This window comes from Streptomyces sp. NPDC006193, from assembly GCF_040613915.1.
Taxonomy (GTDB): Bacteria; Actinomycetota; Actinomycetes; order Streptomycetales; family Streptomycetaceae; genus Streptomyces.
The window spans coordinates 202835-229411 of record NZ_JBEXTB010000005.1 but is presented as its reverse complement, the minus strand read 5'-3'; the positions used below and the strand labels follow the sequence as shown (position 1 = coordinate 229411).

Below are 26577 nucleotides of genomic sequence, written 5' to 3'. Positions count from 1 at the left end.
CCGATCAGCCCCGGGTCAGCTTCTTGTAGGTGGCGCGGTGCGGACGCGCGGCGTCCGGACCCAGCCGCTCGACCTTGTTCTTCTCGTACGACTCGAAGTTGCCCTCGAACCAGAACCACTTCGACTCGCCCTCGTAGGCGAGGATGTGCGTGGCGACGCGGTCCAGGAACCACCGGTCGTGGGAGACGACGACGGCGCAGCCGGGGAAGTCCAGCAGGGCGTTCTCCAGGCTGGACAGGGTCTCGACGTCGAGGTCGTTGGTGGGCTCGTCGAGCAGCAGCAGGTTGCCGCCCTGCTTCAGGGTGAGCGCCAGGTTCAGGCGGTTGCGCTCACCGCCGGAGAGCACACCGGCCGGCTTCTGCTGGTCCGGGCCCTTGAAACCGAAGGCGGACACGTACGCCCGGCTCGGCATCTCGACCTGCCCGACGTTGATGTAGTCGAGGCCGTCGGAGACGACCTCCCACAGCGTCTTCTTCGGGTCGATGTTCTCGCGGCTCTGGTCGACGTAGGAGATCTTGACGGTGTCGCCGACCTTGATGTCACCGGAGTCCGGGGTCTCCAGCCCCTGGATCATCTTGAACAGCGTGGTCTTGCCGGCGCCGTTCGGGCCGATGACGCCGACGATGCCGTTGCGCGGCAGCGTGAACGACAGCCCGTCGACCAGCACCTTGTCCCCGAAGGCCTTGTGCAGGTCGTTGACCTCGACCACGACGTTGCCCAGGCGCGGGCCCGGCGGGATCTGGATCTCCTCGAAGTCCAGCTTCCGCATCTTCTCGGCCTCGGCGGCCATCTCCTCGTACCGAGCGAGACGCGCCTTGGACTTGGCCTGCCGCCCCTTGGCGTTCGACCGCACCCACTCCAGCTCTTCCTTGAGCCGCTTCTGCCGCTTGGCGTCCTTCTGGCCCTCGACCTTCAGACGGGCGGCCTTGGTCTCCAGGTAGGTGGAGTAGTTGCCCTGGTAGGGGTAGGCGCGGCCGCGGTCGAGCTCGAGGATCCACTCGGCGACGTTGTCCAGGAAGTACCGGTCGTGGGTGATGGCCACGACGGTCCCCGGGTACTTGGCGAGGTGCTGCTCCAGCCAGTTCACCGACTCGGCGTCGAGGTGGTTGGTGGGCTCGTCGAGCAGCAGCAGGTCGGGCTGCTCCAGCAGCAGCTTGCACAGCGCGACGCGGCGCTTCTCACCACCGGAGAGGTTGGTGACGGGCCAGTCGCCGGGCGGGCAGCCCAGGGCGTCCATGGCCTGCTCCAGCTGGGCGTCGAGGTCCCAGGCGTTGGCGTGGTCCAGCTCCTCCTGCAGCTTGCCCATCTCGTCGAGCAGCGCGTCGGAGTAGTCGGTCGCCATCAGCTCGGCGATCTCGTTGAACCGGTCGAGCTTGCCCTTGATCTCGGCGACACCCTCCTGGACGTTCTCCAGGACGGTCTTGTCCTCGTTCAGCGGGGGCTCCTGCAGCAGGATGCCGACGCTGTAGCCGGGCGACAGGAACGCGTCGCCGTTCGACGGCTGCTCGATCCCCGCCATGATCTTCAGCACGGTCGACTTACCGGCACCGTTCGGGCCGACGACGCCGATCTTCGCCCCCGGCAGGAAGTTCAGGGTGACGTCATCGAGGATCACCTTGTCGCCGTGCGCCTTGCGCGCCTTGCGCATGGTGTAAATGAACTCAGCCAAGAGAAACCGTCCGGCAGCTTGAAATCAGGCAGTGGGCAGATACACCCCATCTTGCCGTACGGCCACACCTGGGTGGTAACCCGTCCGGCGAAGGCGCCCCGACCTGGCCCTCCCGCGGCCGTCAGCGGCGGGCCAACGGTCACTGCGGATCACCGTCGGCCGCTGGCCCGGGGCATCGGCGGGCGGCCGGGGCCCGTCGGGGAGCCGGCGGGCGGCACCGGGCCGGCCGACCCGGCGTGCGGCGGCCCGGCCGGCGCCGCCGGGGGATGCGCGCGAGCGGAGCCGACCGGGGCGGCCCGGAGCGGCCGCGCGGGCCGGGCTCGGCGGCGCCGGGCTTCGCGGGCCCCGGCGGCGTCCTGCCGCACAGCGGACCCCCGAGACCGTGGCTCCGGGGCGGGCTCGCGCTCCTGCTCCTGCTCCTTCTCCTGCTCCTGGGCCCAGCGTCGCTCAGTCGTGCGTCGTCTCGCGGCGGCGGAGCACCACCAGCACCGCGCCGCCGATCACGACCAGGCCGATGGCCACGCCCGCGATCAGCGGGGTCATCGCCGAGCCGCCGGTCGCGGCCAGGTCCGTGGTGTCCGCGGCGACGCCGCCCACCGTGGCGGGGCTGGGATCGTTGCGCAGCTGGGTGGTCTCCGTCGTGATCGCGCCCCGGGTCCGGCAGTCCAGGACGCCGGTGACACGGTGGCTGAGGCCGTCGGGGCCGGTGACCGTGAAGTCGTAGGCCTGGTCCTCCTGGAGCGGCACGGTCACCGTGCGGGAGGCGCCCGCCGGGACGGTGTGCTCGGCGCCCATCAGCGTGAAGGTGAACGGCTCGTCGCCCTGGTTGGAGGCGATGACGTCCACACCGCCCGCGGCGCAGTTCTCACGGGCCGACACCGCCGGCACGGCGCCCTCGGCCGCCCAGGTGGCCGTCGCGCTCGCCGAGACCGTGGACTCGCTGGACCCGGCCAGTATCTGGGTCTGGCTGTGGCTCTCGGAGACGAAGGCGCGGCCCACCGGCACGGTCGTGGAGGCCTGCACGGTCAGCCGGGCCGTGCCCGCCGTGCCGCCGGAACCGCGGAGGGCGTCCGCGGTCGTGTCGTCGGGCACGTCGAAGTACAGCGTGCTGCCGTCCCGCGCCGACGTGACCGCCCGGCCGGCCCTGTCGGTGACGCGCACCCCGCTGGTGGCCGCGTCCGCCGGCGGGGACACCGTGACCGCGCCGGCGTCGGTGTGCACGGTCACCGGGCCCAGCAGCCCGCCCGGCCGGCCGGACACCACGGGCGGGTCCAGGGTGAGCGAGGCCCGCGGCTCGGCGACGTTCCTGGCGTTCTTCTCCAGGTAGTCGGCGAGCTTCTCGGCCTGGGGGTCGACGGCGTCGACCTCCGCCCCGTCGGAGTAGCGCCAGATGGCCACCTGGGTGCCGGCGGCCGCGTCCTGCTCGGTCAGCCCGTCCGCGCCCGCCTTGCGCGCCAGTGCCGCGAGGTCGTTGACCTGGGGGTAGGAGTTCCGCAGGATCCAGTGGATTCTGCCGGCGTCCTTGTTGGCGCCCAGCGAGCTGCCGCTCCAGGGTGTCTCCTGGTACCGGGCGTCCGGCCGCGTCGGGTTGTGGAGGTCGACGCAGTACGTCTGCAGGGTGCCGCCGCCGTCCACGGACATCTCGAACAGGCCCGCGGCGACCTTCTGGTCCCCGCCGTCCTCGTGGATCACGGCCTCGCCGTAGGTCTTCAGGCCGTTGATCGTCGCCGTCGCGCCGCCCTGGGTCTGCGGTGCCTCCTCGGCCACGGCCGTACCCGCGCCGGACAGCACACCGGCCGCCACGAGACCGCACGCCGCCGCGGCGGCGGCCAGGCGGGCCGTTCCGGTGGACCGGCAGAACCCAGAGAGCGCAGCAAGCACAGAATTCCCCTTCGAGCAGGACCCGTTGGACGTGGGGGACGGTCCCACCAGCAGAATCGGCAGCCCCTAGGGGCACGTCCGGCATCCTATGAATCTGCCGGAGCCTCACCTGCTGGTCGGATCATCCGATGGCCGATCCGATCCGTAATCGTTATCGCCGGAGGTCTTGGCCTCCTGGCCATATCGACAAATCCACCGGTACGTGCGCGATGTCGCGCGGTGCGCACACGGTTCCGGGACGGATCACCGGCAGGCCGTCGCTGTCCTAGCCGCCGCGGCCGTGGCCGCTGTGGCCGTGGCCGTGGTGCGGTGAGGTGCCAACCGGCTGACGGCTGACGTCATGTCACCGCCACCGCCTGCCGCTTCCGTTGCCCCGGATCGCCCTCCCGCGCGCCGTCCTGTGCGTCGTCGGGCCGCGGGGTCTCCCAGTCCGGCTCCGGCCGGTTGGCCGTCGGCGGCGCCTCCGGTTTGCCCGCACGGTGGAACAGCGCCGTGCCACGGGACAGGTCGTGGCCGATCGCCACCGCGTCGATGTCGGCGGACGCCCGCTGCTGCTGGCCCTCGCGGAGGTCCGTGCGCACCTTCAGCCGGCCCTGCACGATCAGCGGCTGGCCCACCTCCACGCAGGCGGCCACGTTCGCCGCGAGCTGCCGGTTGGCCCACACCGTGAAGAAGTTGGTGTGCCCGTCCGTCCAGGTGCTCTTCTCCCGGTCCCAGTAGCGCGCGGTCACCGCCAGCCGGAACCGCGCCGACGGGCCCGCCGCCAGCTCGCGGTACGCCGGCCGGGTCGCCACGTTGCCCACCACGCACACGATGGTCTCGTTCATGCCCTCGCTCCCCTCCCCGCCCGTCCCTCACGGCCGGGCGGACGTGCGTACGGGCCCCTCCCGTACGGCTGCGTCTGCCGTGCCGGCGCGTACGACTGCCGCACCCGCCCGCACGTCACGCCGACCGCCCGCAACCGGCCCGCCGCTTCCGCGGCCGGACCCGCCGTGCGATCGCCGTGACGTCAGACTGCCTCCGCCGGGCCGGGCCCGCTGAGCGCTGTGGACGACCACCCCCCTGTGGAGAACTCCGTCACCCGGACGAGTGGCCGCAGGTCACCGGCGCCCTCGTCCGCCCCCGCCGGCCCGCTCTCACCCCACCCCGGAGCCGGTCCGCACGACCCTCGCGTACTGCTCCCGGACCTCCCGGTACCGCAGCAGCTCGGCCGCCACCGGATCGAGCACCCGGGCCCGGCCGCAGCTCGCCGCCGCCTCCCGCAGCCGCCGTTCCGCCTCCTGGCCGTAGCGTCTCGCGGGCCCCCGGGCCGCCATGCGGCAGCCCCACTCCACCAGCGGCCCGCCGACGATCCCGCAGACCATCAGCACCACCGGGACACCCAGGTTGGGAGCCATGACGCCGACGATCTGACCCGACAGCCACAGTCCGCCCAGGATCTGCACCAGCGTCATCGCCGCCTGCACCAGCACGGCCACCGGCCACCAGCCCGGCCGCGGCGGCCGCCCCGGCGGGAGCCCGGTCCGCGCCACCAGGTCGTCCAGCGCCTCCGACAACCCCTGCGAACCGCGCACGGCCGCCTCGCGCACCGCCTGCGCCCAGGGCGCGGGCAGCCCCGCCGACGCCCGCTCCGAGACCGTGCGGACCGCGTGCTCCACACGCTGGCGGGCCGTGGCCTCCTCGTCCGCCTGGGTGCGCACCGCGATACGGCCCGTCGTGGACTCGCCACGGCCCTGGTACCAGCGCCACAGCCGCAGCCAGGGCGTGCCGCAGGCCCGGTTGGCGTTGCGCAGCCAGGCCCGCTCGGCCGCCTCGCCCGCCGCCGTCGCGCCCACCGCGTCCGCGAGCCGCGCGGCGAACTCCTCGCGCGCCTCCTCGGTGAGCCCGACCCGGCGGCCGGTGGCGTAGACGGGCCGCAGCTCGGCCGCCGCGGCGTCCACGTCGGCCGCCACGCGGCGGGCCGCCGCCCCGCGCTCCGCCACGAACTGGCCGAGCGCCTCGCGCAGATCGTCGACGCCCTCGCCGGTCAGCGCGGACAGCGCGAGCACGGTGGCGCCCGGCTCCTCGTACTCGCCGAGCGCGATGCCGTCCTCGTCCAGCAGCCGCCGCAGGTCGTCCAGGACCTGGTCGGCGGCGTCCCCGGGCAGCCGGTCCACCTGGTTGAGGACGATGAACATGATCTCCGCGTGACCTGCCATCGGCCGCAGATAGCGCTCGTGCAGGACGGCGTCCGCGTACTTCTCGGGATCGACCACCCAGATGACCGCGTCCACCAGCTTCAGGATCCGGTCGACCTGTTCGCGGTGCTGCACGGCCGCGGAGTCGTGGTCGGGCAGGTCGATGAGGACCAGTCCGCGCAGCTGCGCCTCGCTCTCCGGATTGTGCAGCGGACGGCGGCGCAGCCGGCCCGGGATGCCCAGCCGATCGATGAGCCCCGCAGCGCCGTCGCTCCAGCTGCACGCGATGGGCGCGGCCGTGGTCGGGCGCCTGACGCCGGTCTCCGAGATGGCCACCCCGGCCAGGGCGTTGAACAGCTGCGACTTGCCGCTGCCGGTGGCCCCGGCGAGGGCGACGACCGTGTGCCGGCCGGACAGCTTGCGGCGGGCGGCGGCCTCGTCCAGCACCCGGCCCGCCTCGGCGAGGGTGTGGCTGTCGAGGCGGGTGCGGGAGAGGCCCACCAGTTCGCGCAGGGCGTCCAGGCGGGAGCGCAGCGAGCCGTCGTACGCCAGCGGAGCCGGGGGCGGGCTGCCCGGGCCGCGGTGCGGGGTCTCCAGAGCGGACGCGCGTTCGGCGGCGAGAACCGCGGCCGTGGCCTCGGTGACACGCCGGGCGATGAGCCCGTCGTCCCAGGTCTCCTTCGCCTCCGCGTCGGCTGCCGTGCCGGCCTCGGGGGCGGGCTTGGGCGCGGGAGCCGGGCCGGCCGCGGTCCCGGCTGCCGGGCGGGGCTTCGCCGGGTGGGAGTGGGGTCGGGGGACGGTGACGGCCTCCCCGGAGCCGGGCCCGCGCGCGGGCCGCTCGCGGGCGGATTCCCTGCCGTTCACGCGCGCGGGGTCTTCGCCGTTGCCGCGCGCGGGATCTCTGCCGTTGCCACGCGCGGGGTCTTCGCTGTCGGCTCGCGCGGAGTACGTGCCGTTCACGCGGGCGGGGCCTTCCCGTTCCTCACCGTTCCTGTGTTCCTCGTCGTCCTTCTTCTCTTTTTCGTCTTTCACCCGTACGGGCCAATCCCGGCGGGCCGTTCCGTCATCGGCTAGCGGAGGCCGGTCGCGGTCCGCGCTCCCGTCCTCGACGCGCGGGGGCCGGGCGCGGTCCTTCCCCTCCTCCTCCACGCGCGCGTGCCGTGCTCCGACCGCGCCGTCTCCCTCGTCCCCGCGCTGGGCCTCGGCCTCGGTCGTGGCGCCGCCCTCGGGCGGGCTGCTGCCCTCGGCCCGGCTGCTGCCGGCGTCGTTCTTCGGCCGGGCGTCGTCGCCGTCGCCGTCGTCGCGTGCCGGTTCCCCGCTCGGCGCCGGGTCCGCGGGGGCCTCGGTGGCGGCTGAGGCACCGGTGACGGCGGAGGTTCCGGCGGCGGCGGGGGCTTCCGTGACGGCAGGCGCCCGGGTGGCGGCGGGGGCGTCGCCCTCGCGGCCCTCCTCCGGCCGGCTCGGGCGGGTCTGTGCGGGGGCGCCCGCGCGCGCGGTGCCGTCGGCGGCGCTCGCGGCGGCGTGCCGGCCGTACTGCCTGGCATCCGTCCCTCCGCTGTGCTGCCCGGACGCGGTGTCGCCGCCGTGCTGCGCGGACCGGTTGTCGCCGCGGTCGCCGCCGTGCTCGGTGCGCCTCATGTGGTCGGTGTCTTCGGTGTGGTCATGGTCAGTGACGGCGGTCACCGGTCACCTCTCCTTCTGCAGTACGGACAGCGCGGCGATGAGTTCGGCCTGGTGCTCGGGGTGGACGTCCAGGGCGTCGATCGGGGCGAGGCGCCGTTCGCGTTCGCCGTGGACGACCCGGTCCACGTACTCGGCGAGCCGCCGTCCGGCCCGGTCCCGCAGCCGCAGCGCGCCGTGGGCGCCGAGCCGCTCGGCGAGCCCCTCCCCCGCCGTGCGCGCCCGGCGTCCGCCCAGCACCGCGGTGGCGACCAGGGCGGCGACGACCTCCGGATCGGCTGCGCCGGCCCGCTCCAGTGCCCGTACCTCGTCGTCGGCGTACTCCTCCACCTCGCGCCGCCAGCGCCGCACCGCCAGGCCGATGCGGTGCTCGGCACTGGCCAGGGAGGAGTCGCGGTCGCGGTCGGCGAGCCCCGGGGCGCGCGCGGCGGGCTCGCGCCGCCAGGCGTCGTCGGCGCGCTCGTCGGCGGCGGTGACGGCGCACAGCAGCAGGGCGGCCAGGCTCTCCACCAGCGCGTCCAGGAGCTCCCCGGCCGTGCAGTCCAGCGGGAAGGCGCGCCAGCGCTTGAGGGCGTCCCCGGCGAGCACCGCGCCCGACTGGAGGCGGCCGCGCAGACGCTCGTACTCGCGGTCGTAGGCGCTGTCCACGGCGCCGGTGAGCCGCAGGGCGGCCGCGTACTGGGCGGCGGTGGCGCTGGCCAGCTCGGGGATGCGCGACCTGAGCGAGTCGAGGAGGCCGTGGGCCGTACGGGCCATGGCGTGCTGCCGGGCGGCGGGGTCCTGCGCGTGATGGGTGAGCCAGCTCTTCAGAGGGGCGACGGCGGTCGCGGGCAGCAGACCGGCGCCCCAGGCGGACTCGGGCAGCTCGGGCACGGTGAACCGGGGCACGTCGCCGAGCCCGGCCTTGGTGAGCAGGGCGCCGTACTGCCGGGAGACCTCGGAGACGACCTGGTGGGGGACCCGGTCCAGGACGGTGACCAGGGTGGCGTCGTACTCCTTGGCCGTGCGCAGCAGGTGCCAGGGGACGGCGTCGGCGTAGCGGGCCGCCGTGGTGACCATGATCCAGATGTCGGCGGCGCAGATCAGTTCGGCGGCGAGGACACGGTTGTCGGCCATCAGGGAGTCGACGTCGGGGGCGTCGAGGAGGGCCACCCCGCGCGGGACGGTGTCGGCGGTCTCGACGCGCAGGACGCGTCCGGGATCCTCGCCGCCGGGGTGCAGGAAGTCGTCGCCGGGGTCCTGGTGCGGCACCCACACGCGGGTGAGGTCGGGGAGCACGCGCATGCCACTGAACCAGTGATGGTCCTCCGGATGGCAGACGAGCACCGGCGTCCGGGTGGTCGGCCGCAGCACGCCGGCCTCGCTCACCCGCCGCCCGACGATCGAGTTCACGAGCGTCGACTTGCCCGCGCCCGTGGAGCCGCCGACGACGGCCAGCAGCGGCGCCTCGGGCTCCCGTAGCCGGGGCACCAGGTAGTCGTCGAGCTGTGCGAGGAGTTCGTCGCGGTTGGCACGCGCGCGTGGGGCCCCGGCCAGGGGCAGCGGAAAGCGTGCGGCGGCGACACGGTCGCGCAGAGCGGAGAGTGTGTCGAGCAGCTGAGGCCGTACGTCCAAGGTCACCACATGCGAAGAATGCCCAATTTTAGGGGAATTCTGAAGCATATGGACGTGTCTGCGCGCCGACAGAGCACAACGGACGGATGGGACGACCGGGACATGGGCACCTGCCAGGCATAACGAGTGCACAACACCCGGGGCGCCAGCGGCCAAAAACGATGCACGATTCGTACCCGCCTGCGATTATCAGGACCGCTTCACCGAACCTCCACATCGAGCCACGGAGGCGAGGCGACAGGGTCTTGGAACCGGGAGCCCTATCCTTGACCCCGGCAACGTCACGGATCAGCCCACACCAGGGCACCAGGCACGAGGCCACCCACCCGGCCCCCGTAGCTCAGTGGATAGAGCAGGCGCCTTCTAAGCGCTTGGCCGCAGGTTCGAGTCCTGCCGGGGGCGCCAGTCTTCACTCTTCCACTCGGGAGAGCTTTTCGCTGGTCAGAGCCGGTGCCGACCGACACGACGAAGCCCCGGACGCCCTCCTGCCGATCAAGGGCGGACTCCGGGGCCGTCCGGCTGTCACCGGGTTCTCGCGGGTGGCCGTGTCGAATACGTGTCGAAGTTCCCGGCCGGAGGATCAGCCGACGCCGGGTGCCTCCGGCAGGTCGCCCGCGGCTTCGAGCCGCCGCTTCAGGTCCGGCAGCTGCCCGTCGACACACCGGGCGTACGTGGCGAGGAGCACGGCCACGCTGTTCCCGGCCCACTCCGCCACCTGGGCAGGCGGGATGCCGTCGTTGAGCCACTTCGTCAGGCGCGTGTGCCGGTTGTCGTACACCCGCCGCCCGGTGGGCGACTCGAACACGTGCGGGGGCAGCACGGCCTTCCGGGCACCGCGCCACGCCCGGCGGATGACCGACCCGGCGAGGATGCCGCCGGACTCACCCTGGAAGAGCAGATCACCCGGCTTGAGCTGTTCGTCGGCGATGTGCCGGCGCAGGATGCGCGTGAGGGCCGGATGCCCCGGCACGGTGCGCGTCTCGCCCTCCGCACGGCCCTTCAGGTCGCGCCGTTCGTGGATCTCACCCGTGTCGGTCCACTGCTTCCCGACCTCCGGAGTCGCCGTGTGGATCAGCAGCTCGCACCACTGATCCGCGGCGTCGGGCTCGGGCAGCGTGACGTCCTCCACCCGCATGGCCACGGCTTCCTCGGGCCGCGGGCCGCAGTAGTACAGCGTGGCGAAGAAGGCGTGGAGCCGCCGACCACCGCGCGGCCGGCGCCGTATCCAGTCGAGGATCGCCGCCGCCTGCTCGGGGTTCAGCAAGGACCGCTTGTCCACGGCGTTCGAGGTCTTCGTGGCGGCCGTCGACTCCTTGCCCTTGGGAAGGGGGTTGACCCGCAGGATGCGCCGCCGGACCGCGTACTTCATGACGACGTTGAGGATCCGGCGGTTGCGCTTCCGGGACCAGGCCGCCGCCTGCCTGCCGTCGAGGCGGGTGTTAATGGCCCGCAGGACCTGGTCGACCTTCTCCGGGTCCTCCCAGACCGACACGGGCAGGGAGTTCCGCTCGACCCATCTGAGGATGGCCACCACGTCCCGGGGCGCGTCCGGGCGCCGGTTGGTGTTGAACGCCCATTCCCGCAGCGCGGTGCGCACGGCCGCGGGCGCGAACTGGGTCGGCTTGGTCCGCAACAGCGCGACGGTCGTCGCGGTCAGGGTCTTGGCGATGTTCTTCCGGCTGTTGCCGCCGAACTGGGACCAACGGGCGTCCACGTACTCGACGGCGAACCGGTACCAGCTCATGGCAGCCGACTTGGAGCGATGAGACACCGGGAGACCGGTGGCGACGACGAAAGCCTCGCCCTTGCCCGTGGCCCGAATGAGTTCCGAGCGGAATCCCTCGGCGAGCGCGACCGTGTTGAAGGGCTCACGCCAGCGCTTGCCCGCGACTACCCAGCGCACGGTGTACGTGGTCTTCCGAGCGCCCTTGTAGCTGAGGATCTTGTAGATCTTCACGTCGTACGTCGTCTCCATCAGGCGGCGTCCTCACGGTCGTCCAGCCAGTGATCGAGATCGCTCCGCCGGATCCGGAGGTCACCGTTCGGGAGCTTGATGCAGCGCGGCGCACGGCGCTTGGCCCGCCAGTCGTAGAAGGTCGAGCGTGAGATAGCCAGTTCTTCGCAGACCTCCGCGAGGGTGAGCATGGTTCGTCGTGACCGGATGGCCGTGGTCATTCCGTGCTCCCTTCGCTCAGGAGGGCGGCGCGGGCGGTATCGCGGTTGGTCTGGAGGTCGCGGGCGATGGTCGCGGCGATGGCGGCTTCACCCGGGGTGTGGCCGTGGCCGGCGTACTGCCAGTCCGCCAGGACGAGGACGGTGTCCGGCTCGCGGTCGTCGAGGCCGAGGACGGATGCCTCCTGGGCGGCGCGGTAGTCGGCGCGCTCCTGGCGCAGGGCGCCGAGGGTGGTGGAGTAGGTGCGCGACTTGGACGAGAAGTGCCCGCGGAAGCCGAGCATGTGGGCCCAGGCCCAGAGACGCCGGTCCGGGTAGAGGCTGTCCAGGTCGCGGCAGGCGGTGATGAGGCGCCAGGTGTGGTCGGGGACCTGGTGACGGTCGAGTTCGGCGAGTTCGCCGATACGGCGGTCCAGGGTGCCGGTGTTCTCGGCGGCCTTGGTGGCGTACTTGGCCACGTACGAGGCGACGGCCTGTTCGGTGATGTCGGAACCGTCGCCGAACGCCTGGACCGGACGGACGTCGCGCTGTCGACCCCAGCGGAAGGTACGGGCCGGCTCGTCACCGGCAGCCGGGACCGAGACGGACGTGTACGAGTGCGCTGCGGCGGCACGTACGGCGTCCGTGAGGAGGGCGACCGTGGCCCAGGCGGGCGGGGGTGTCCCGGGCCCCTCCGGGCCGTCGAGACGTACGACGGCGTGGAAGTGCAGGGCGCCGCGCTTCTGGAACTCGGCGACCTTGCCGTACGAGACGCGAAGGTGTTCGGCGAGTTCACGGCGGGGCAGGCCGGCGCGGGCGGCGATTTCACGGCGGAGTCGCGTGGTGAAGCGCTGCCAGAGCTGACCGGCGTGGTTGTTGAACAGCACGGCGCCCGCGTAGTCGTAGCTGTCCGGGTCGAGGGCGGTGCCCAGCTCCGGAGCATCGGAGGTGTGCGGGGTGCCGCAGCGGCAGGTGCCGTGATCGGGGCGGTTGTGGACCGGGCCGAACGAGGGTGCCGTGAGGGTGGCGAAGACACGCGGGTGATCGCGGACGGTGGCGGGGACGTCGCGGCGGGCGTCTCCGGCCAGGCCGGCGCGGATCAGGTGGTAGGTGTCGCCCGCGTAGGTCCAGGCGCAGGACGGGCAGCGGGAGGCGCGGCGGTTGCCGCAGGCGAGGCGGAGGCGTCCGCCCGGCTCCTGCTCGGTGGAGTAGTGGTGCAGGGTCTCGCCGGTGGTCTTGTCCTTGTGGAGGACCCAGCCGGTGAGGTGGATCGGATCGGAGCAGCCGCCGGTACGGCGGATCTGGTCCTCCAAGCGGGCGTAGTCCGAGGCCGCGGCCACCCGGAGCACGTCCCCGAGGGTGATCGGGTCAAGCAATGTGTCGGGAATCGACGCACTCGGTGTCGCGGATGAGGCGCGATGGGCCATGCTTGGGGTTCCTTCCGGTTGCGAGATCGGACAGGGACGGCGCCCGGGCGGCGGATGCTTGGCGGTATCGAGGCCGCCCGGGTGCCGGTCAGCGACGCTTGGCGTCGGAAGTGAGCAGGGAGCGCAGGACGACCGCGCAGACGGCGACCGAAGCGCCGGTGATGGCGACCGCCAGGAGCAGGGAGACCAGGACGGCTCCGAGCACCAGGACGACGGCCGTGCCGCCGCCCACGAGGGCGAGGACGGTGCCAGGGGCCAGCTGGACCGTAGGCCGGACCGGCGTCGGAGCCGTCGGGGCGACCGGCGGGGTCCCCGCGTTCGGGGTGATGGTGGTCGGCTCTACGACGGCGGGCGGTGTGCCGAGCCCGGTCGGCGCGGGCATGGTGGGGATCTTCGGACGGAACATCGGTGTTCTCCTCTCGCGAGCGGGCTACTTGACGAGCGCGTTGATGGCCGAAGCAAGGACGCTGTCGGCGAGGAGGAAGCCGCCGAGCAGGAGAACGCCGATGAGCCAGGCCGGCGGGCGGATGAGCTTGACGCCGAGGTAGCCGACGGCAAGCAGCGCGAACCAGAGCGGGACCTGCATGGCGGATGTCTCCTAGCGGACGCGGCAGCGGTGGGTGCGGGCGGCGAGCTGGGCCGCGGTCTGACTGGAGTAGTCGGCGGACCAGCCGCAGCCGTCGGAGCTGCACACGGCGGCGTGCTTGGTCTGGCCGTTGCGGTCGCGGTGCGTGCCGATCTGCACCGGGCCGATGCGCATCACGGAGTGGAAGTGCTCGCGGGCAGGCATGTCAGTCGGCCTCCTCTCGGGTCGTGGTTGGCGAGCAGGTGGGCGAGGAAGGGCCGCCACTGGTCTTCGTCTCTCGCCGATCAGGCGAGGTGGGCGGCGATGGCGTCGGCGAGGTGGGGCGGGACGCCGAGGCGGGAGCGCAGGGTGTCGGGGTCGATCGGGGCTCCGGTGCGAGCGCGGTACTCGTCGGCGACCTTGCGGGCGTGGTCGACCAGGACGGCGGGGACCTGAGGAGCGGGGGCCGGGGCGGGAGCTTGATCCGAAGGGGCGGGGGCCGCGACAGGCTCGGGCACGGATTCTGTGGCCGAAGCGACTTCGAGGTCAGGTGCCTGCTGCTGGGCTGGGGGCTCCGCTCGCTCCGCCTCCACGACGGGTGCCGACGGGAGCGGCTCCGACTCCGTCGCCGACGAGTGAGCGAGGAGCGTGCCGCCGAGGAAAGCAAGCGCGGGCCATCCGGCGATGCCGAGGCGGAGCAAGGCGGGCGGGTCGGCCAGGTCGAGGAACCCGGCGGTGGCGACGTTGGCGCCGAGTGAGGCGCATAGCGCGACCAGGAACCAGCACCAGGCGAGCCGGGACGGGCCCTCACTGCGCAGGCGCCGCCAGGCGGCCACCAGGAGCAGGTCGACGCTGACCGGGTAGGCCCATGCCTTCCACCCGTTCTGTCCGGCGGCGGAGGCCAGGTCATGCAGATGCGCGAAGGACAGAGCGCCGGCGATGACGGCCTGGACGAGGACCGCGTCGACACGGAGGCCGTGACGAGCACCCATCAGGAGTCACCCGGGTAGGCGGGTCCGCCGTCGGGGTCGTAGCCGTCCGGGAACACGCCGGGCGGCGGCTCGGGCAGGGAGACGGCGAGGGACGGACTGACGGCTTCGACGAAGTCCAGGTCGGCGCCGGTCATGTCGGCGTACAGGGCGAGTTGGCCGAGCAGGAGTATGGTCCGGGCGAAGTCCTCGCAGTTCGGGCACATAGCGGGATCTCTCTTCTTCGGGCATGGCGGGGTGGGGACTTGGCGCGAAGGCGGTCACGCCGACCGGTGGGGATACGAGAAGTCAGGCGGTGGCCGGGGACGGCTTGGCCGTCGGTGAGGGAGCGTCGGCCGAGCCGGAGAGAGTGGGCCGGAACGGAGCCAGCTCGGGCAGGTCCGGCGTCCGGTCGGCATGCCGGTTGCAAGTGTTCACGGCCTGCCGGAGCGACGTGTATGGGGCACGGATGCGGTGCCACCCTCCGGACGAGTCGCCCGTGATGGCGAGCCCTCGCATCTCCGCCGGGATCCGAATGGCGGCGAGTACGGCGTCCGGGGCGATGCGGTCAGGCTCCTGGACGCCTTGGACGGCAACGGGCCTCACGTACGCAGCCACGACGGCAAGCGCCTGATCCCAGCGGGATAAAACTTTCTCTCCTTCATCAAGCCCCGGCTGCGCTCCGCTCCGCCGGGCGCGCTCCCGGCTCCGCTGCGGGCGCCGCTCCTGCCTCCGGCCCGCTCCGCCCGCGCTGCGCCGACGCGCGCCCACTGGTGGATAAGGCCGGTGGCCATGATTCGATCACCGCATAGCGCGGCCATGGTCAGAACAGTGCCTCCGGCGGGGGATCGGCCGGCACCGGGATGGAGGGGGCCCCGTCGCCGACCGCGGGTCCGTTGTGGCGTGCGCGGGGAGCTCCCATCCCGTCCACCGTCGACCCAGGCGAAGCCGAGCAGACGCGGCCCATGGCGTCCAGGTCGTTCGTACAGTGGCGCGCTCCACCTGGACGCCATGGACCACGCCCGCTCCACGGTGTGTGGGTCGACGGCGGACGGGATGGGAGAGGGGATAGTGGTGGGCAGCCTGCTGGGGTCTGCGCAAGCTAGTTGACCTAGGCCTTTGACGCTGAGGGCTTGTTGTCCCTACGGGCATCAATGACGACCACCGAGGGGTCGTTGGCAATGTCAAGTTCCCGCAAAACCCTTTTGGTTTTCTCTTGCTCTTCTGCTGTATAGCAAAGGATCACTTTGACTGATTTCTTGGTCCCGTTGGCCGCCTCGTAGATTGCAACCTGCCGCTCCAGGTTCCGGGCAAGGGAAGGGTTCGAGGCCAACTTGAACTCAATGAGGGACTTGTCTCCTGCGCCGTAAGAAACCTTGAAATCCACGGGCCCTCGACCGTTATTGGGCTCCCGATTCACATCGAATTCCGTGTAGCACCAAATCAAGCCGAAGTAGAGCTGGACTTCGGCCTCCCTGGAGAATCCTTTCCCCGCTCGATTTATCAGCCGATACCCGTCTTTATTTTCTATGTAGTCCTTGAAGCACAGAACCCTTTCTAGGGCCTCTTCGTAACTAGTCCATGGCCTATCGTAGAAATCGGTTTTCGCCTGAAGGTCTGGCACGGCGCGCTTGACTTGTGCAACGAGGACGTTGTGCGTGTCGTCCGTTTTCGCCTTGCTGGTGGCTCGAGCCTCATCTCCTTCCCGTTCCTTTAGGCCGATATACAGATCGACCAGTTCAGGGAACTCCTTGATCACTCGATCGATCGCGGCATTTCGATCCTTGACGGTCTGCTTCTTGTAGAAGACTCGAGCGAAGTAGTTGTTGACCTGCGCTCTTGTCTGATCGTCTTCGATGGCCGCTGGCAGGCCTTTAAACCGCCTAAGCAGGTCTTCCCTGCTGATCCAGGTGTCGTCACGAGTAAGCATGTCTGTCGGCGTCAGAATGACAAAATCATTGCGCAGCTCGGGTAGAAAGTAAGTGCGCGTCTCCCAAGACTCGGTTACATAGTTGAACGCGGCTCGTGGCACTGCGAAATGGCTGCAATCCTCTTCGCTCATGTGCTCCCGCGCGAATTTCTCGGTAAAACGCAGAAGGTAATGTTTGATCAGGTTGGTCGTAAAATCGCTAACGCAGTCCCGCCCGACACGCGGGCCGATCAGGGCAAGTTTTTCTAGATGTGTCCCGATCCCTTGTTCGTTTCCTACGTTCTTGAGGATGTCGCCAAGTGATTGATTCAAGGATTCGGCAAACTTCTTACCCAGTGCGTGTCCGTCGTTACCGAAGAGGGTGAAGCCGAGCCAATTCTGCTTCACCTCCTTGAAGTGGTACCAGTTCTTGATGTCTCCAGAGGTAAGTCCGGCTCCCGATTTCCGCTGGAGGAATTGGAGGTAGATGACGATCTGGTCGTGCAGTGCCTGATACTCGGGTTTCTTGCTGGTGAACAGCAAGAATGGGTCAATAAACATGGGGAGGTCGGAGACGATGCAAATATCGAATGCCCCGTAATCGGCCAGAGTCTGGGATGAAATGCCGAAGTATTCGGAGAAGTAGATCCTCGGTTCGGTCATCGATCTTTCGCCTTCCGCTATCCACCGCCAACTTCCCCAAGTCTATTGGCTAGTTGGGGGTGAGTCTTGGTCTTCTGTGGTCTTACCGGCCCATACAGCAACGGAGTGCTTCCGGTGGAGACGTTAGCCACAGGCACTGACATCGTGGCCTGTCAGTCCTGTCTGGCCGGGCGGTGAGGCAGGTGGCAACCCAGACACTCAGGTGGTGGCACCCGCCCCTAGACCGCCGGATCAGAGCCTCACGAGCAGGGACTCAATGTCAGTGCTGACCGTTACGGTCGTGCAGATCGTCAAGCTGGTTCTGATGCGGGGGTTCACGTGGGTGGTCAGTTGCGTGTAGGTCAGGTCTTTCGCTAGGCGACAGGCAAGGATCCGAAGCCGCCGACGATCGAGGGGTTCCCCAACTTCCATCACGTGACTCACTCGCCAGGACGCGTGCGAGCCCTGCTGGAGGCAGGGATCAACGGCATGGCCAAGATTCGGACACCGGACGGCGAGCGCCGGCCCGTGATCCTCATCCGGTCGAGTCCCTGGAAGGCCGGTTCCGAGCAGACGCCTTGGCACGACGTGTTTGACATGGACAACGGGCACGTTCGTTACTTCGGCGATCACAAGGCGACCACCACCGTGGAGCCTGGCAAGACCACGGGCAACGCAGCCCTACTCGACGCGTTCACCGGGCACCAGGGGCGCACTCCCGAGGAGCGAGCCACCGCCGTCCCGCTGCTCTTGTTCCGCGCGGTATCGCGGAGCGGAAAGGTCAAGGGGCACGTCGAGTTCTGCGGGCTGGGAGTGATCGAGCGGGCTGAGCGTCTCGTGCAGTGGGGCGGCAGCGACCACACGACGTTCACGGACTACGTCTATGACATCGCCCTTATCGATCTCACTGCTGAGGACGACGGAGTTGCTTGGGCGTGGATCGACTCCCGCCGGGACAAGAACGTGGCCGACGCACAGACGCTCGAGCTCGCCCCTCGGGCGTGGCGCGAGTGGGTCAGGCACGGGCACTCGGCCCTGCCCAGGCTCCGCCGGCGGGTGGCACGGGCCAAGGTCACCAAGGTGCCCGAGCAGCGACCCAAGCCGGGCGCCCCTGAGGCCAAGGACCTGGAGCTGATCTACAAGTATTTCGACGGGTGGAAGCACGACTTCGAGGCGGTGGCCTCGGCGGTCGCAGCACGCGTGCTGCGCGGAGCCGGGAACAATTACGTCGAAGGCTGGCTGACTCGCAGGTCGGGCGATGGGGGAGCGGACTTCGTAGGTCGGCTTGACATCGGTAGTGGGCTGGCGGGCACTAGCCTTGTCGTTCTTGGGCAGGCCAAGTGCGTTAAGCTCGACAACCTGGTCACTGCGGAGCAGATCGCTCGCGTGGTGGCCCGCCTTCGCCGCGGCTGGATCGGCGTGTACGTCACGACCGGGGCCTACTCCGTACCTGCGCAGACTGAGATGGTCGAAGATCAGTACCCCATTGTCTTGATCAATGGGCTGGACCTGGCTCGGGAGCTCAGAGGCATGGCCCGGGATGATCACGGGGGAGAGACCTGGAAGCCTGTATCGAGCACATCCTCGCCCAGCGGGAGACCGCGGTCACGAACCGGCGGCCCGAGGAGATTTTGCTCGAGTAGCGCTTCATAGGGATGCCTGCCGGTCAGACCATGGGGCGGCTGCAAGCTCTGGGTTGTCTCTGGGCTGTCCGAGGACGCTCGGCAGTGACCAACGGCGACCCCCAGTGACAGAGGCGCGAGACGACCCCAGGTCACCCAAGTCGATCTGCGACACTGGTACCGCCATGCCTAAGCCCGGAGAACTGAGCTTTTGCACTCCGAAAGGCCATTCAGTGGACCATCTAGCGTTCCACCTGAGCCCGTGCCAGACCCGTGCCAGGTTGGGAGGGGGACCACGAGGAACGGCGGACAACAGGTCGTCGGCAGCGAGGCCCATTAGGCCACTTCCTCGCAGGTCAGACGCCCAACTCCCGCTAGAGCAACTGAGCTTCCCAAGCTGAAGTAAAAAGTGCGCCACCGCAGACGAAGGTCGTAGGGTGTCGCCCATGGTGACTGCGACTGTCCGCGAGTGGGACGACGAGCAAGGGTGAGGCGTGCTCGACTCCCCCATGACTCCCGGCGGCTGCTTCGGCCACTACTCCGATATCCAGTTGGCTGGGTTCCGCACGCTGTCACCAGGACAGCGGGTTGGCCGGACCGGGTAGTTGGTGTTGCGCTGGCCGGCTCTTCTCCCCACCATTCCAGCCGACGAACGCGCCACGGTTGAGGAGATGGGGTACGAATTCTGCGGTCTCACCCTTGAACACGCGCTGCAGGTAGCTACCGGGCCCTTGCTGAACCTTCGCCAGCGGGACCGAAACGGAGAGTGGAGAGCGAGAGACCTTGCGAAGAGCCGCTCTGGCGGCGCAGGACACGCCACACGCCTTCCGAGCCTGTGCAAGATCGCTTTACGACGTGGCAAGAGCTCGCGACCATTGAGATCCCTGACGAGGAGTTCATCTGGGAGACACGCTGGCAGATCGAATAGTTCTGCCGGCGGGGATCATCAGCGCCGCACCGTGACGTGCAACCGTCATCCGGAGGGCTCCGCCGATCGTCGCGCCTCTCGCGTCCTGTTCCGTTGTCGCCAGCTCGCCCATGAGCCGGGGCGCGCTTTTCGAGCAGGTTGCCCCGGCTCGGAGCTCCTACTTCGTGCGTAGGCTCGGGCAGGACTACGCTGCCCGAGCTTCGCCAGCTAGTCGGTGAGACCTACTTCTTTCGCGAGGTCGTCGAATGCCGGCATAACAGCCAGCACGGCACTGGCCGACGCACGCCGGGCCTCATCAATGAAGTCGTCGTCCGGCAGCGCTTGACCAGCTTTCTTGAGCTTGTCGAGCTTCTGCTGGAGAAGAAGGAGAGAGACGCCGACGCCCACGGCGTACTGCTCCCGAGCTCGCTTGTCGTTGGTCAGCTCCTTGTTCCGCGCGGCGAGGTACTTCTTGAAGGGCGGGTACTCCTGGTTGAGCAGGATAGTTGGGATGAGCTGGTCGCCGAGGGCTCGCAGCTCTGCGTAGTCAGCCTGTTGGTCGGCCAGGATGGACGCCGGCACCTCTTCGACAGATCCGACGGTGACACGGTCCCAGTTGTCTTCCGCATCGTGGGTTGTCCATCGAAGTGCAACGTTGGTACCCGGTCCCGGGCCGCCCTGGCCCTGGGCGCCTTTGGTGGGCTTACCGGTACCCGTGCCGCTGCCGGGGATGTCCTCCACCAACTCCAGCTTAGTCACGTACTCAAGCCTCTGGCCCAAGCCACCCGCCGCGCGGATCCAGTCCTCCAGGACAACGCGCAGCTCGTACGTTCCGAGTTCCGCGGTCTCGGGCACAGCGACCATGACACGCGCCCGGCCATTGCGGCCCTTACCCGGGGTGATTTCTCGGTCTTCAACGATGTCGGGGTGATTGCAGATGACCCTCAGGCGTCCTCGTCGGTCATAAAATGTGTCCTCGACATCGATGGTGTAAGTGATCGAGCGAGTGGTTCCGACGACGGCTCGAACAGTGGACGGTCCCTTGATGATCGTGGGGTCCGGGTGCAGCTCGACGGGCTTGAGGGACCCTCCGCCGCCGCCAGCCCGTCCGAAGCTCTGTCCACTCCCCTGGCCACCGCTGCCATTGCCGGTGCCGAAAGAGAAGCCTTTGACGGTGAGCGCACGGCTGATCCTGCGGGCGATGTCCGCCGTCGGCTGGTCGCTCTTGTCCTGGAAGGATGCGCGGATCAGCGCGTTGTTAGCCTCTCGGAGGACGGTGGAATCCCCGATGAGGGCTCGGACGGCCTCCTCCAGCCGAAGGGCGACGTCGCCCCTGACGAGCTCGCTGCGGTCCGCGGTGAAAAGGCTGGTGCGCAAATCGATGGGCAACGCGTCTGTCTCGACGACGACAAGCAGGCGGTCATACAGGCGATTGAGACGCGCCTGGTCCCGCACGTCCCGCGGGCTCCAGTGATGGTGTACCTGGCCGTTGGACGTGAACAGAACGGCGTGATCACTGGCGAGGAACTTGTCGCGACCGCCAGGGTCCTTCGGAGCTCCGGCAAAGATCCAGTAGCGCACAGGTAGCTGGTACGTCCTGCCGTGGTGGTGGAAGGGAAGGGTCTCCTCGCCATGGTCAAAGTCGTACTCCGACTTCTCCAACCGGCGTGCAAGGCCTTCGAGGAGGGTGCCGCGGCCTCGGGTCGTGTTGTTGACGAATCGGGTCGGGAACACGGGGTGCACGAGCCGAGTATTCGTCACTACGTCGAAGGACTTCGCATCGCCCTCGCGTCGGCGCTGAACTCCATCAACCCGGTAGGAAATGAGGGCGAGGTGTGTGCCGGGCTCGAAGTCGTCGAAGTCCTCATGAGGGCACGACCAGGGTTCGGCCTCATCCGCCGCGGTATTCCACTCGCGATCCACAAGGTAGTAGGCCGTCTGTCCCTTGGTGTTGTGCTGCCATTGGACCACGGCAACCGTGATTCGATCTTCCTCACCATCCTGAAGGAGTGCCGGATCACGTCTGCTGACGACCACGACCGCCTTGGCGTTTCGGTAGGTCATGGCGCCGCCGAGACCGAAGGCGCCTTGGAGGTAGAGGGCGTCCTCCTTGTTGCTTCCCCCCAGCGCAAAGATCGTGTTCGGGACGCTGACGGGCGTCATGCCACAGCCCTTGTCTCTGAAGACTGCCGTCAGGCGCTTGGTTTTGCCAGCGGGCGGGTCAGAGTCCTCGAACGTCGTGACAGCCAACTGCGACTGCTCGCCGGAGTCGAGGTAGCGGAGCAATGTGCTGGTGGCCTCGAAGGGCGTCTTGAACGGCACCTTGTCCCGCGAGCCGAACTGCTGAAGGGCGAACCGCTCGATGACGCTGTCCTGCATGTTGGTCACGAGTTCGATGAGCTTGAGGTCGTAGCTGCCCGACGACCCCATGAGCCCGAAGTTGTTCCACTTGTCGCCTACCGGGCGGCGATGCTCGGCGGCGAAAGACTGCGCTATCAGGCCCTGGACTGCCTCGGCGTCGGCGAGGGTGACTGCGTTCAGAGCTGCACGGACGATCTGCTGGTTGAGTGCCGACACGAGGATCTCCTGGTGTGCCTGAGCTGATAACTGCATGGGAAGTTCCGAAGCGATGTTGAAGCCGGCTGGCAGATCAGGTCTTCTTCGCCCCGGAGCGGATGTGCTCCACGATCACGTCGGCTGCCCCTTCCCAAGCGCCACGACCTGCCACGGCCTTGAACGTCACCGGATCCACCAACGTGCCGACGAAGGGACTGTCTTTGCCGCGCGAGAAGTCGAAACGGTGAAGCTCCTTCATTGCGGCGGCAACGGTGAGCTGCTTGTCCTCCAGCGCCACCTGGTGCACAGCAGCGGAGACGGCGTACAGCAGGCTGGCGCTCAGGAGCCACGTGTCGTTCCGGAGCAGGGCCACACCCTTCTCCCGCCCCAGCGCATCCTTGAGCGTCGGAAGGTCGCCCAGCCCCCGCCAGAAATCCACGATCTTCGAGATGGAACCCTTCTCGTCCGAGGCGATCTTGAGTTCCACAGCGTCCTCCCAGCCACGCGTGTCGCGCAGACCAGTACCGACCAAGAGAGTTCCGCTGGCGTACCGGAGCGTCTTGTACGACATCGTCTTGGCACTCAGCTTGCCCGGGGTGTCGGTGAGGAACTCGACCCGACGCCCCTCGGTCAAGACCGGGATGTCGTCCCGCTTGATGATCTTCTCGATCAGAATGCGGTTCAGCGCACTCCGACGGTCCATGGACTGCCCGATGCTGGCGCTCAGAGGCTTGGCGTTCTTCTGAAGATCAGTGAAGTCTTGGGCGCGACGTACCTGGTCGTCGTCGAGTACCACGATGATCGGCTGACCGCTCGTGGCCAAGCGCTCGTACACGTCGTCGTTGAAATCACGGTGGGCCTCGACCACGTCAGTGTAGGCGCCGGTGCGGTGGCCGCCGTCGCCGACTTTGAACTTGGCCCCCGGCCGGACATATAGCACCCCGGTCTTCACAGCCTGATTCTCGGGCGTTCCCTCGTCGGGAACGAATCGGGCGTCGCCCTCGCCGATGTACACCAGGATCGAGTTGAGAACGTAGTCCTCGGTCTCCTCGATGTACTTCGCGATGCGCTGCCGATGGGCCTTGTCCTCCTTGCGATTGGTCCCGCCGCCAGACAGGGGGTCCCACACCTCCCGCGGCCCCACCACACCGGTGTAGTCGACCGGCGTCATTGCCGTCGCGACCATCTGCCGGCCGCCCATGCGGTACCCGATCGCCGGATAGGGGACGAAACCAAACACCTGCTGCTGTTTCGCGTCTGCCATCGCTAGCCCTCCTGGATGCCTCATAGCTCACGTAGAGACTGCCACTACGTGAGATACGAGCGCAAGAGAATTAGGTTTTTCACGTAGCACGACACGCTACGCGAGAACTCCTTGATCGTAGTCAATCAACTCCGACAAGTAGTCGTAAGTAAGTTGGATAAGTGAGGCACAGTTCCAAGGCGACAAGGCGACGCAAGCAGCGACCGGGGCGACGGCAAACGAGACGCCCTGCGGCAGCCGAGCCGTCTCCGGGCCGTCCAGCAATGCCAGAAGCCCACGGCATGGCGTTCAAAACCGTAGGCTTCGTTGAGCATCTTGTTGGGCGGGACCGGCAGTCAGGGGACCGGCACCTCAGGTCACAGGCATCAGGCCGCAGCAGAGGGAGCTGCCTCAGTCTCTGAGACGACGCAGCCCCCTTCAGGGTCGATGAGGGTCGCTCACCTCCAGGAGGTGACCGCGGCTGACTGCAACGCGGAGCACGTCCCGCAACGCCCTGGTCAGTTCCCTCGCCAGCCGTTGCAAGTCTTCCGAGCTGGCGTCCTGGTCGTCGAGGGTGTCGGGGGCATGCTCCAGCAACTCGGCCGCCGTGCCCAGTTGCTCCGCTTCGATGTTGTCCGCCAGGCGGGACATGTAGCGGGCCTTGTCGTCGGTATCCAAGTAGCAGGGCTTCCCGCCGGGCCCCGACCACGGGAGGAGGCGCAGTTCGTTCGGTTGCGTCATCGTTGGGTTGCCCTCTCATCGGTGACGTCGTGGGTGGTGAAGACCGCGTCGACGCGGTCTCCCGGGAACACGAGTAGCGCGGCCTCGACGACTCGACCGGTGGAGTCGGTGGCGACCCGGGTGATCGCGAGGGCTGACGCCGTTGGGCCGATCCGGAGGGTGGATGCCTCGTCCGGTGTCGGTGGACGAGCGCATACCGTCTCCCGGACAGTTGCCGGTGCCGAGCCGAGGACGGCGAATCTCGTGGCCGTGTTCCGCCATGGAGAGTCGTCGCCCAGCACCCCGGCCGGCGCCAGGTCGCGCGGGATGTAGATGCGGGCCAGACCGTGCGGCGAGTCCCCCTCGTGGCTGATGCAGAAGAACTCAGCGACAGGGCTGCCCGTCGGCACCCTCAGCAAGGTCGTCAGGTGGCCGTCTGCCTGAACGGTGGTGGTGCGGACAGTGACGCGCATTGCCGCTTCAGCGGCGGTCCAGGGATCCAGCGTTCCCCATCCCCCGACATACACGATCTTGCGGAGGGAGCGGCGGACGAAGTTGCCTTTTCCATGGATCTTCTCGACAAGACCTTCGCCTTGGAGGACTGTGAGCGCACTCCGCAATGTGGTCGTACTGACCTTGTACCGGTCCGCGAGGTCTGCCTCGGAGGGCAGGCGTTCACCCGGTTTGACTGCGCCGGTTGTGATCTGGCGCCGGAGATCGTCGGCGATGCCGTGATGGCGTGAAGGCACGGACCGGGTCACCGCCTTCTCCGCACGCGAACGGCGACGAGCCGGGTTCGCGTGTGTATGGTCAGCAACTCGCCCGACTCGAAGAGGAGTCGCTTGGCGCCTTGAGGGAGTTGGACGAGGTCCATAACCCGGCACGCTCTGCCGCCCAGTTGAATGACGTCGCCACACTGCACGGTGGCTGCCGTGACCTCGACCATGGAAACCAGCGCGCCGCCCGGTGCCCAGCGGCTCACCGCTGCGTCTCCCTCGGCGCGGAGTGGTCCGAGATCGAGTGACACGGGCAGGCACACGTCTCATAGACAACCGGCAGGTCGATCGGCGCGGAGACGGGAGAGGACTCCGTGCAGAACGGGTGTGTGCCCATACGGCAGGCGGTCGACCGGTAGGGGACGGCCGAAGCGTCGGTGACACGAAGCTGTTGGCGTGGAGACATCAGCCGGCCCCCGCGAAGGTCGACCAGGCTTCAGGCGGCAGATGGGAAGCGACGACCACCGCCCGTGGCCGTACTCGTTCCTCCCAGGCCAGCACGTAGGGGCGGACGAGTGCGGTGTCCTCCCCTGCGAGGGAGTCGGTGGTCGGCGCTGTCGGAGAACCGGCCCAGTGGCGACCTCGACGCATCGGCGGACGCCGGGAAGGTGTGGGCGACCGTCGGCAGGGAGGGCGTTAAGGGGCGGCGGTGCCTGCCCTTGGGGGCGTACCGCGCTCTGGCGAGCGAGACGGCACGGCGGATACGGTTGAGCACGCTGCTCAGCTCCTATCGCTGATGGCTCGGTCCCCCGACATCGCCCGTCGCGGGGACCGCTTTGTGTACGACCGCCCAGAGGGTGCGGCCGTCCAGGCTGGTGGCGAGGAGACCGAACCGATCGGCCTCGGCCACGGCTTCCAGGGCATTCCGCCATGAGTCGGCGGAGAGCGCTTCCGGTACCTCCGCCTCGATCGACGTGTACCGGTCGTGCTCCTCCACGCGCGTGGCGAGCCCGACGGCGGACAGCCGGGCGGCGATGGCCGCCGCGCGAGATCCCGAAGCGGGCACAGGGCAGCCTCCGTCAACCGGCGATCACTTTCAGTGAAGGTAGTTAACTAGATTAGAGCTAGTGGACTAGATTTTCCATATGCCTGAGCAGCCGCCCTATCTCCGCATCGCCGACGAACTCCGGCGCCGGATCGCGGAGCACGTATGGGAGCCCGGGGATCGCCTGCCGTCCCGCGCCCAGATCGGCCAGGAGTACGGGGTCGGCGAGAACGTGGTCCGCCGGGCGCAGGAGTTGCTGATCTCCCAGGGTGTGCTGGAGGGCCGCGCCGGTTCGGGCACGTACGTCGCCGAGCCCCGGCAGCGCATGCGCATGGTCCGGTCGTCGGCGCGTGAGCGGCCCGACGGGTCTCCGTTCCGGGCGGACATGAAGGCCGCGGGCAGGCAAGGGGACTGGGAGAGCCGGACCGAGGCCAAGGTGCCGGCTCCCGCGGACATCGCGGCGCGGCTCGGCATCGCCGAGGGTGATCTGTGCGTGCGGACGACGTACGAATTCCTGGGCGACGGCAGGCCCGTGCAGCTGTCCACGAGCTGGGAGCCGTACGACCTCACCGCCGGCACCATCATCGTCCTCCCCGAGGGAGGCCCGCATGCCGGGGCGGGTGTCGTGAACCGCATGGCCGCGATCGGAATCACCGTCAGCCACGCCGTGGAGCAACCCGAGCCGAGGCAGGCGACCGCCGAGGAGGCGTCGCTCCTGGGCATTCAGAAGGCCGCACTCGTCACCCACATCCGGCGGACCTACTACAGCGATCAGGGGCGGCCCGTGGAGACGGCGGACATCGTGGTGCCCGCCGCCCACTGCGAGATCGTCTACGAGATCCCGATCAACCGGTGACGGTTCTGGGCCGTTGCGCTCCCAGTGACTCTCCATCACACCTCCCGTACCCCTGTGGCTCCACAGTGCGCGCCACGAGGGGGGAAGTCAGCCTCATAAAAGAGGCTTTTTGTGATCTTGATGCCTCGATCCGGTCTCCGGATACTTGGCCGCCACCAGTCGAATGCGTATCGAAGGCTGGTCCACGAGACGCCGAGCACGGGAAGGGGGGCAGGTCAGGAAGGGTGCG

At 68.9% G+C, this 26577-nt stretch carries 22 protein-coding genes, 1 tRNA gene and 3 pseudogenes; 5 read left to right on the top strand and 21 right to left on the bottom strand.

The features are described 5' to 3' along the window. Nucleotides 1–4 precede the first annotated feature (4 nt). The 5 genes from ettA to ABZ261_RS08150 all read right to left on the bottom strand — a co-directional run bounded on the left by ettA (nucleotide 5) and on the right by ABZ261_RS08150 (nucleotide 9030). Nucleotides 5–1669: an energy-dependent translational throttle protein EttA gene (ettA, locus tag ABZ261_RS08170; protein ID WP_356856546.1), complete on the bottom strand. Its 1665-nt coding sequence runs from the start codon at nucleotides 1667–1669 to the stop codon at nucleotides 5–7. A gap of 447 nt (nucleotides 1670–2116) precedes the next feature. Beyond that, entirely contained in the window at nucleotides 2117–3502 is a 1386-nt protein-coding gene (locus ABZ261_RS08165) for a Cys-Gln thioester bond-forming surface protein (RefSeq protein WP_356856701.1), read from the bottom strand. A gap of 386 nt (nucleotides 3503–3888) precedes the next feature. Continuing rightward, nucleotides 3889–4377, bottom strand: a complete 489-nt coding sequence (locus tag ABZ261_RS08160; protein ID WP_356856544.1) for a single-stranded DNA-binding protein — start codon at nucleotides 4375–4377, stop codon at nucleotides 3889–3891. A 309-nt stretch (nucleotides 4378–4686) separates the two neighbouring features. Continuing rightward, nucleotides 4687–6591, bottom strand: coding sequence for a YfjP family GTPase (locus ABZ261_RS08155; RefSeq protein ID WP_356856699.1), 1905 nt, complete (start codon nucleotides 6589–6591; stop codon nucleotides 4687–4689). A gap of 822 nt (nucleotides 6592–7413) precedes the next feature. Beyond that, entirely contained in the window at nucleotides 7414–9030 is a 1617-nt protein-coding gene (locus ABZ261_RS08150; RefSeq protein WP_356856542.1) for a dynamin family protein, read from the bottom strand. Between the two features lie 320 nt (nucleotides 9031–9350). Here ABZ261_RS08150 and ABZ261_RS08145 point away from each other — a divergent pair. After that, a tRNA-Arg gene (locus ABZ261_RS08145) sits at nucleotides 9351–9426 on the top strand. Between the two features lie 175 nt (nucleotides 9427–9601). Here ABZ261_RS08145 and ABZ261_RS08140 read toward each other — a convergent pair. From ABZ261_RS08140 to ABZ261_RS08100, 9 genes and pseudogenes are all read right to left on the bottom strand, one after another. Then, complete coding sequence (locus ABZ261_RS08140) at nucleotides 9602–10996, bottom strand: site-specific integrase (RefSeq protein WP_356856540.1); 1395 nt, start codon at nucleotides 10994–10996, stop codon at nucleotides 9602–9604. Beyond that, on the bottom strand, nucleotides 10996–11196 hold the full coding sequence (locus ABZ261_RS08135; protein WP_171156200.1) for a helix-turn-helix domain-containing protein: 201 nt from the start codon (nucleotides 11194–11196) through the stop codon (nucleotides 10996–10998). The genes ABZ261_RS08140 and ABZ261_RS08135 overlap by 1 nt, the downstream gene beginning before the upstream one ends. Next, complete coding sequence (gene repSA, locus ABZ261_RS08130; protein WP_356856697.1) at nucleotides 11193–12560, bottom strand: replication initiator protein RepSA; 1368 nt, start codon at nucleotides 12558–12560, stop codon at nucleotides 11193–11195. Before repSA ends, ABZ261_RS08135 begins: the two co-directional genes overlap by 4 nt. Before the next feature lie 127 nt (nucleotides 12561–12687). After that, nucleotides 12688–13005, bottom strand: coding sequence for a SpdD-like protein (locus ABZ261_RS08125; RefSeq protein WP_356856538.1), 318 nt, complete (start codon nucleotides 13003–13005; stop codon nucleotides 12688–12690). Between the two features lie 24 nt (nucleotides 13006–13029). Then, nucleotides 13030–13185 (bottom strand): hypothetical protein, encoded by a 156-nt coding sequence (locus ABZ261_RS08120; protein ID WP_356856536.1) that lies wholly within the window; start codon nucleotides 13183–13185, stop codon nucleotides 13030–13032. A gap of 12 nt (nucleotides 13186–13197) precedes the next feature. After that, the gene (locus ABZ261_RS08115; RefSeq protein ID WP_208878652.1) at nucleotides 13198–13389 is read right to left on the bottom strand and encodes a mobile element transfer protein; all 192 of its coding nucleotides are present in this window, start codon (nucleotides 13387–13389) and stop codon (nucleotides 13198–13200) included. Nucleotides 13390–13469: 80 nt separating this feature from the next. Continuing rightward, nucleotides 13470–14156, bottom strand: a complete 687-nt coding sequence (locus tag ABZ261_RS08110) for a DUF2637 domain-containing protein (RefSeq protein ID WP_356856534.1) — start codon at nucleotides 14154–14156, stop codon at nucleotides 13470–13472. Next, entirely contained in the window at nucleotides 14156–14359 is a 204-nt protein-coding gene (locus ABZ261_RS08105) for a hypothetical protein (RefSeq protein WP_356856532.1), read from the bottom strand. The genes ABZ261_RS08110 and ABZ261_RS08105 overlap by 1 nt, the downstream gene beginning before the upstream one ends. A gap of 82 nt (nucleotides 14360–14441) precedes the next feature. Next, nucleotides 14442–14696: pseudogene (locus ABZ261_RS08100) on the bottom strand (plasmid transfer protein); the annotation flags it as partial. Between ABZ261_RS08100 and ABZ261_RS08095 the strand changes: the two are divergent. Beyond that, nucleotides 14697–14780, top strand: a pseudogene (locus tag ABZ261_RS08095) (NUDIX hydrolase); the annotation flags it as partial. Nucleotides 14781–15243: 463 nt separating this feature from the next. On the opposite strand, the gene ABZ261_RS08090 reads toward ABZ261_RS08095, so the two are convergent. After that, a complete protein-coding gene (locus ABZ261_RS08090) occupies nucleotides 15244–16704 on the bottom strand; it encodes a hypothetical protein (protein WP_356856530.1) in 1461 nt (486 codons plus the stop codon). Nucleotides 16705–17172: 468 nt separating this feature from the next. Between ABZ261_RS08090 and ABZ261_RS08085 the strand changes: the two genes are divergently transcribed. Continuing rightward, complete coding sequence (locus ABZ261_RS08085) at nucleotides 17173–18336, top strand: restriction endonuclease (RefSeq protein ID WP_356856528.1); 1164 nt, start codon at nucleotides 17173–17175, stop codon at nucleotides 18334–18336. Between the two features lie 415 nt (nucleotides 18337–18751). Further along, a pseudogene (locus ABZ261_RS08080) lies at nucleotides 18752–18895 on the top strand (cold shock domain-containing protein); the annotation flags it as partial. A 545-nt stretch (nucleotides 18896–19440) separates the two neighbouring features. On the opposite strand, the gene ABZ261_RS08075 reads toward ABZ261_RS08080, so the two are convergent. From ABZ261_RS08075 to ABZ261_RS08050, 6 genes are all read right to left on the bottom strand, one after another. After that, nucleotides 19441–21789 (bottom strand): hypothetical protein, encoded by a 2349-nt coding sequence (locus ABZ261_RS08075; RefSeq protein ID WP_356856526.1) that lies wholly within the window; start codon nucleotides 21787–21789, stop codon nucleotides 19441–19443. 73 nt (nucleotides 21790–21862) lie between these two features. Further along, a complete protein-coding gene (locus ABZ261_RS08070) occupies nucleotides 21863–23032 on the bottom strand; it encodes a DNA sulfur modification protein DndB (protein WP_356856524.1) in 1170 nt (389 codons plus the stop codon). Between the two features lie 417 nt (nucleotides 23033–23449). Beyond that, the gene (locus ABZ261_RS08065; protein ID WP_356856522.1) at nucleotides 23450–23752 is read right to left on the bottom strand and encodes a hypothetical protein; all 303 of its coding nucleotides are present in this window, start codon (nucleotides 23750–23752) and stop codon (nucleotides 23450–23452) included. After that, complete coding sequence (locus ABZ261_RS08060; protein ID WP_356856520.1) at nucleotides 23749–24492, bottom strand: GntR family transcriptional regulator; 744 nt, start codon at nucleotides 24490–24492, stop codon at nucleotides 23749–23751. Before ABZ261_RS08060 ends, ABZ261_RS08065 begins: the two co-directional genes overlap by 4 nt. Beyond that, entirely contained in the window at nucleotides 24489–24713 is a 225-nt protein-coding gene (locus tag ABZ261_RS08055; protein WP_356856518.1) for a hypothetical protein, read from the bottom strand. Before ABZ261_RS08055 ends, ABZ261_RS08060 begins: the two co-directional genes overlap by 4 nt. A gap of 521 nt (nucleotides 24714–25234) precedes the next feature. Beyond that, complete coding sequence (locus tag ABZ261_RS08050; protein WP_356856516.1) at nucleotides 25235–25513, bottom strand: hypothetical protein; 279 nt, start codon at nucleotides 25511–25513, stop codon at nucleotides 25235–25237. 79 nt (nucleotides 25514–25592) lie between these two features. Between ABZ261_RS08050 and ABZ261_RS08045 the strand changes: the two genes are divergently transcribed. Beyond that, nucleotides 25593–26348, top strand: coding sequence for a GntR family transcriptional regulator (locus ABZ261_RS08045; RefSeq protein ID WP_356856514.1), 756 nt, complete (start codon nucleotides 25593–25595; stop codon nucleotides 26346–26348). Nucleotides 26349–26577 lie beyond the last annotated feature (229 nt).

Coding starts and splice junctions, on each gene's coding strand:
- ABZ261_RS08160 (WP_356856544.1), bottom strand. CDS start 4,377: ATGAACGAGACCATCGTGTGCGTGGTGGGCAACGTGGCGACCCGGCCG.
- ABZ261_RS08140 (WP_356856540.1), bottom strand. CDS start 10,996: ATGGAGACGACGTACGACGTGAAGATCTACAAGATCCTCAGCTACAAG.
- ABZ261_RS08135 (WP_171156200.1), bottom strand. CDS start 11,196: ATGACCACGGCCATCCGGTCACGACGAACCATGCTCACCCTCGCGGAG.
- ABZ261_RS08125 (WP_356856538.1), bottom strand. CDS start 13,005: ATGTTCCGTCCGAAGATCCCCACCATGCCCGCGCCGACCGGGCTCGGC.
- ABZ261_RS08120 (WP_356856536.1), bottom strand. CDS start 13,185: ATGCAGGTCCCGCTCTGGTTCGCGCTGCTTGCCGTCGGCTACCTCGGC.
- ABZ261_RS08115 (WP_208878652.1), bottom strand. CDS start 13,389: ATGCCTGCCCGCGAGCACTTCCACTCCGTGATGCGCATCGGCCCGGTG.
- ABZ261_RS08110 (WP_356856534.1), bottom strand. CDS start 14,156: ATGGGTGCTCGTCACGGCCTCCGTGTCGACGCGGTCCTCGTCCAGGCC.
- ABZ261_RS08105 (WP_356856532.1), bottom strand. CDS start 14,359: ATGTGCCCGAACTGCGAGGACTTCGCCCGGACCATACTCCTGCTCGGC.
- ABZ261_RS08090 (WP_356856530.1), bottom strand. CDS start 16,704: ATGACCGAACCGAGGATCTACTTCTCCGAATACTTCGGCATTTCATCC.
- ABZ261_RS08085 (WP_356856528.1), top strand. CDS start 17,173: ATGGCCAAGATTCGGACACCGGACGGCGAGCGCCGGCCCGTGATCCTC.
- ABZ261_RS08070 (WP_356856524.1), bottom strand. CDS start 23,032: ATGGCAGACGCGAAACAGCAGCAGGTGTTTGGTTTCGTCCCCTATCCG.
- ABZ261_RS08065 (WP_356856522.1), bottom strand. CDS start 23,752: ATGACGCAACCGAACGAACTGCGCCTCCTCCCGTGGTCGGGGCCCGGC.
- ABZ261_RS08045 (WP_356856514.1), top strand. CDS start 25,593: ATGCCTGAGCAGCCGCCCTATCTCCGCATCGCCGACGAACTCCGGCGC.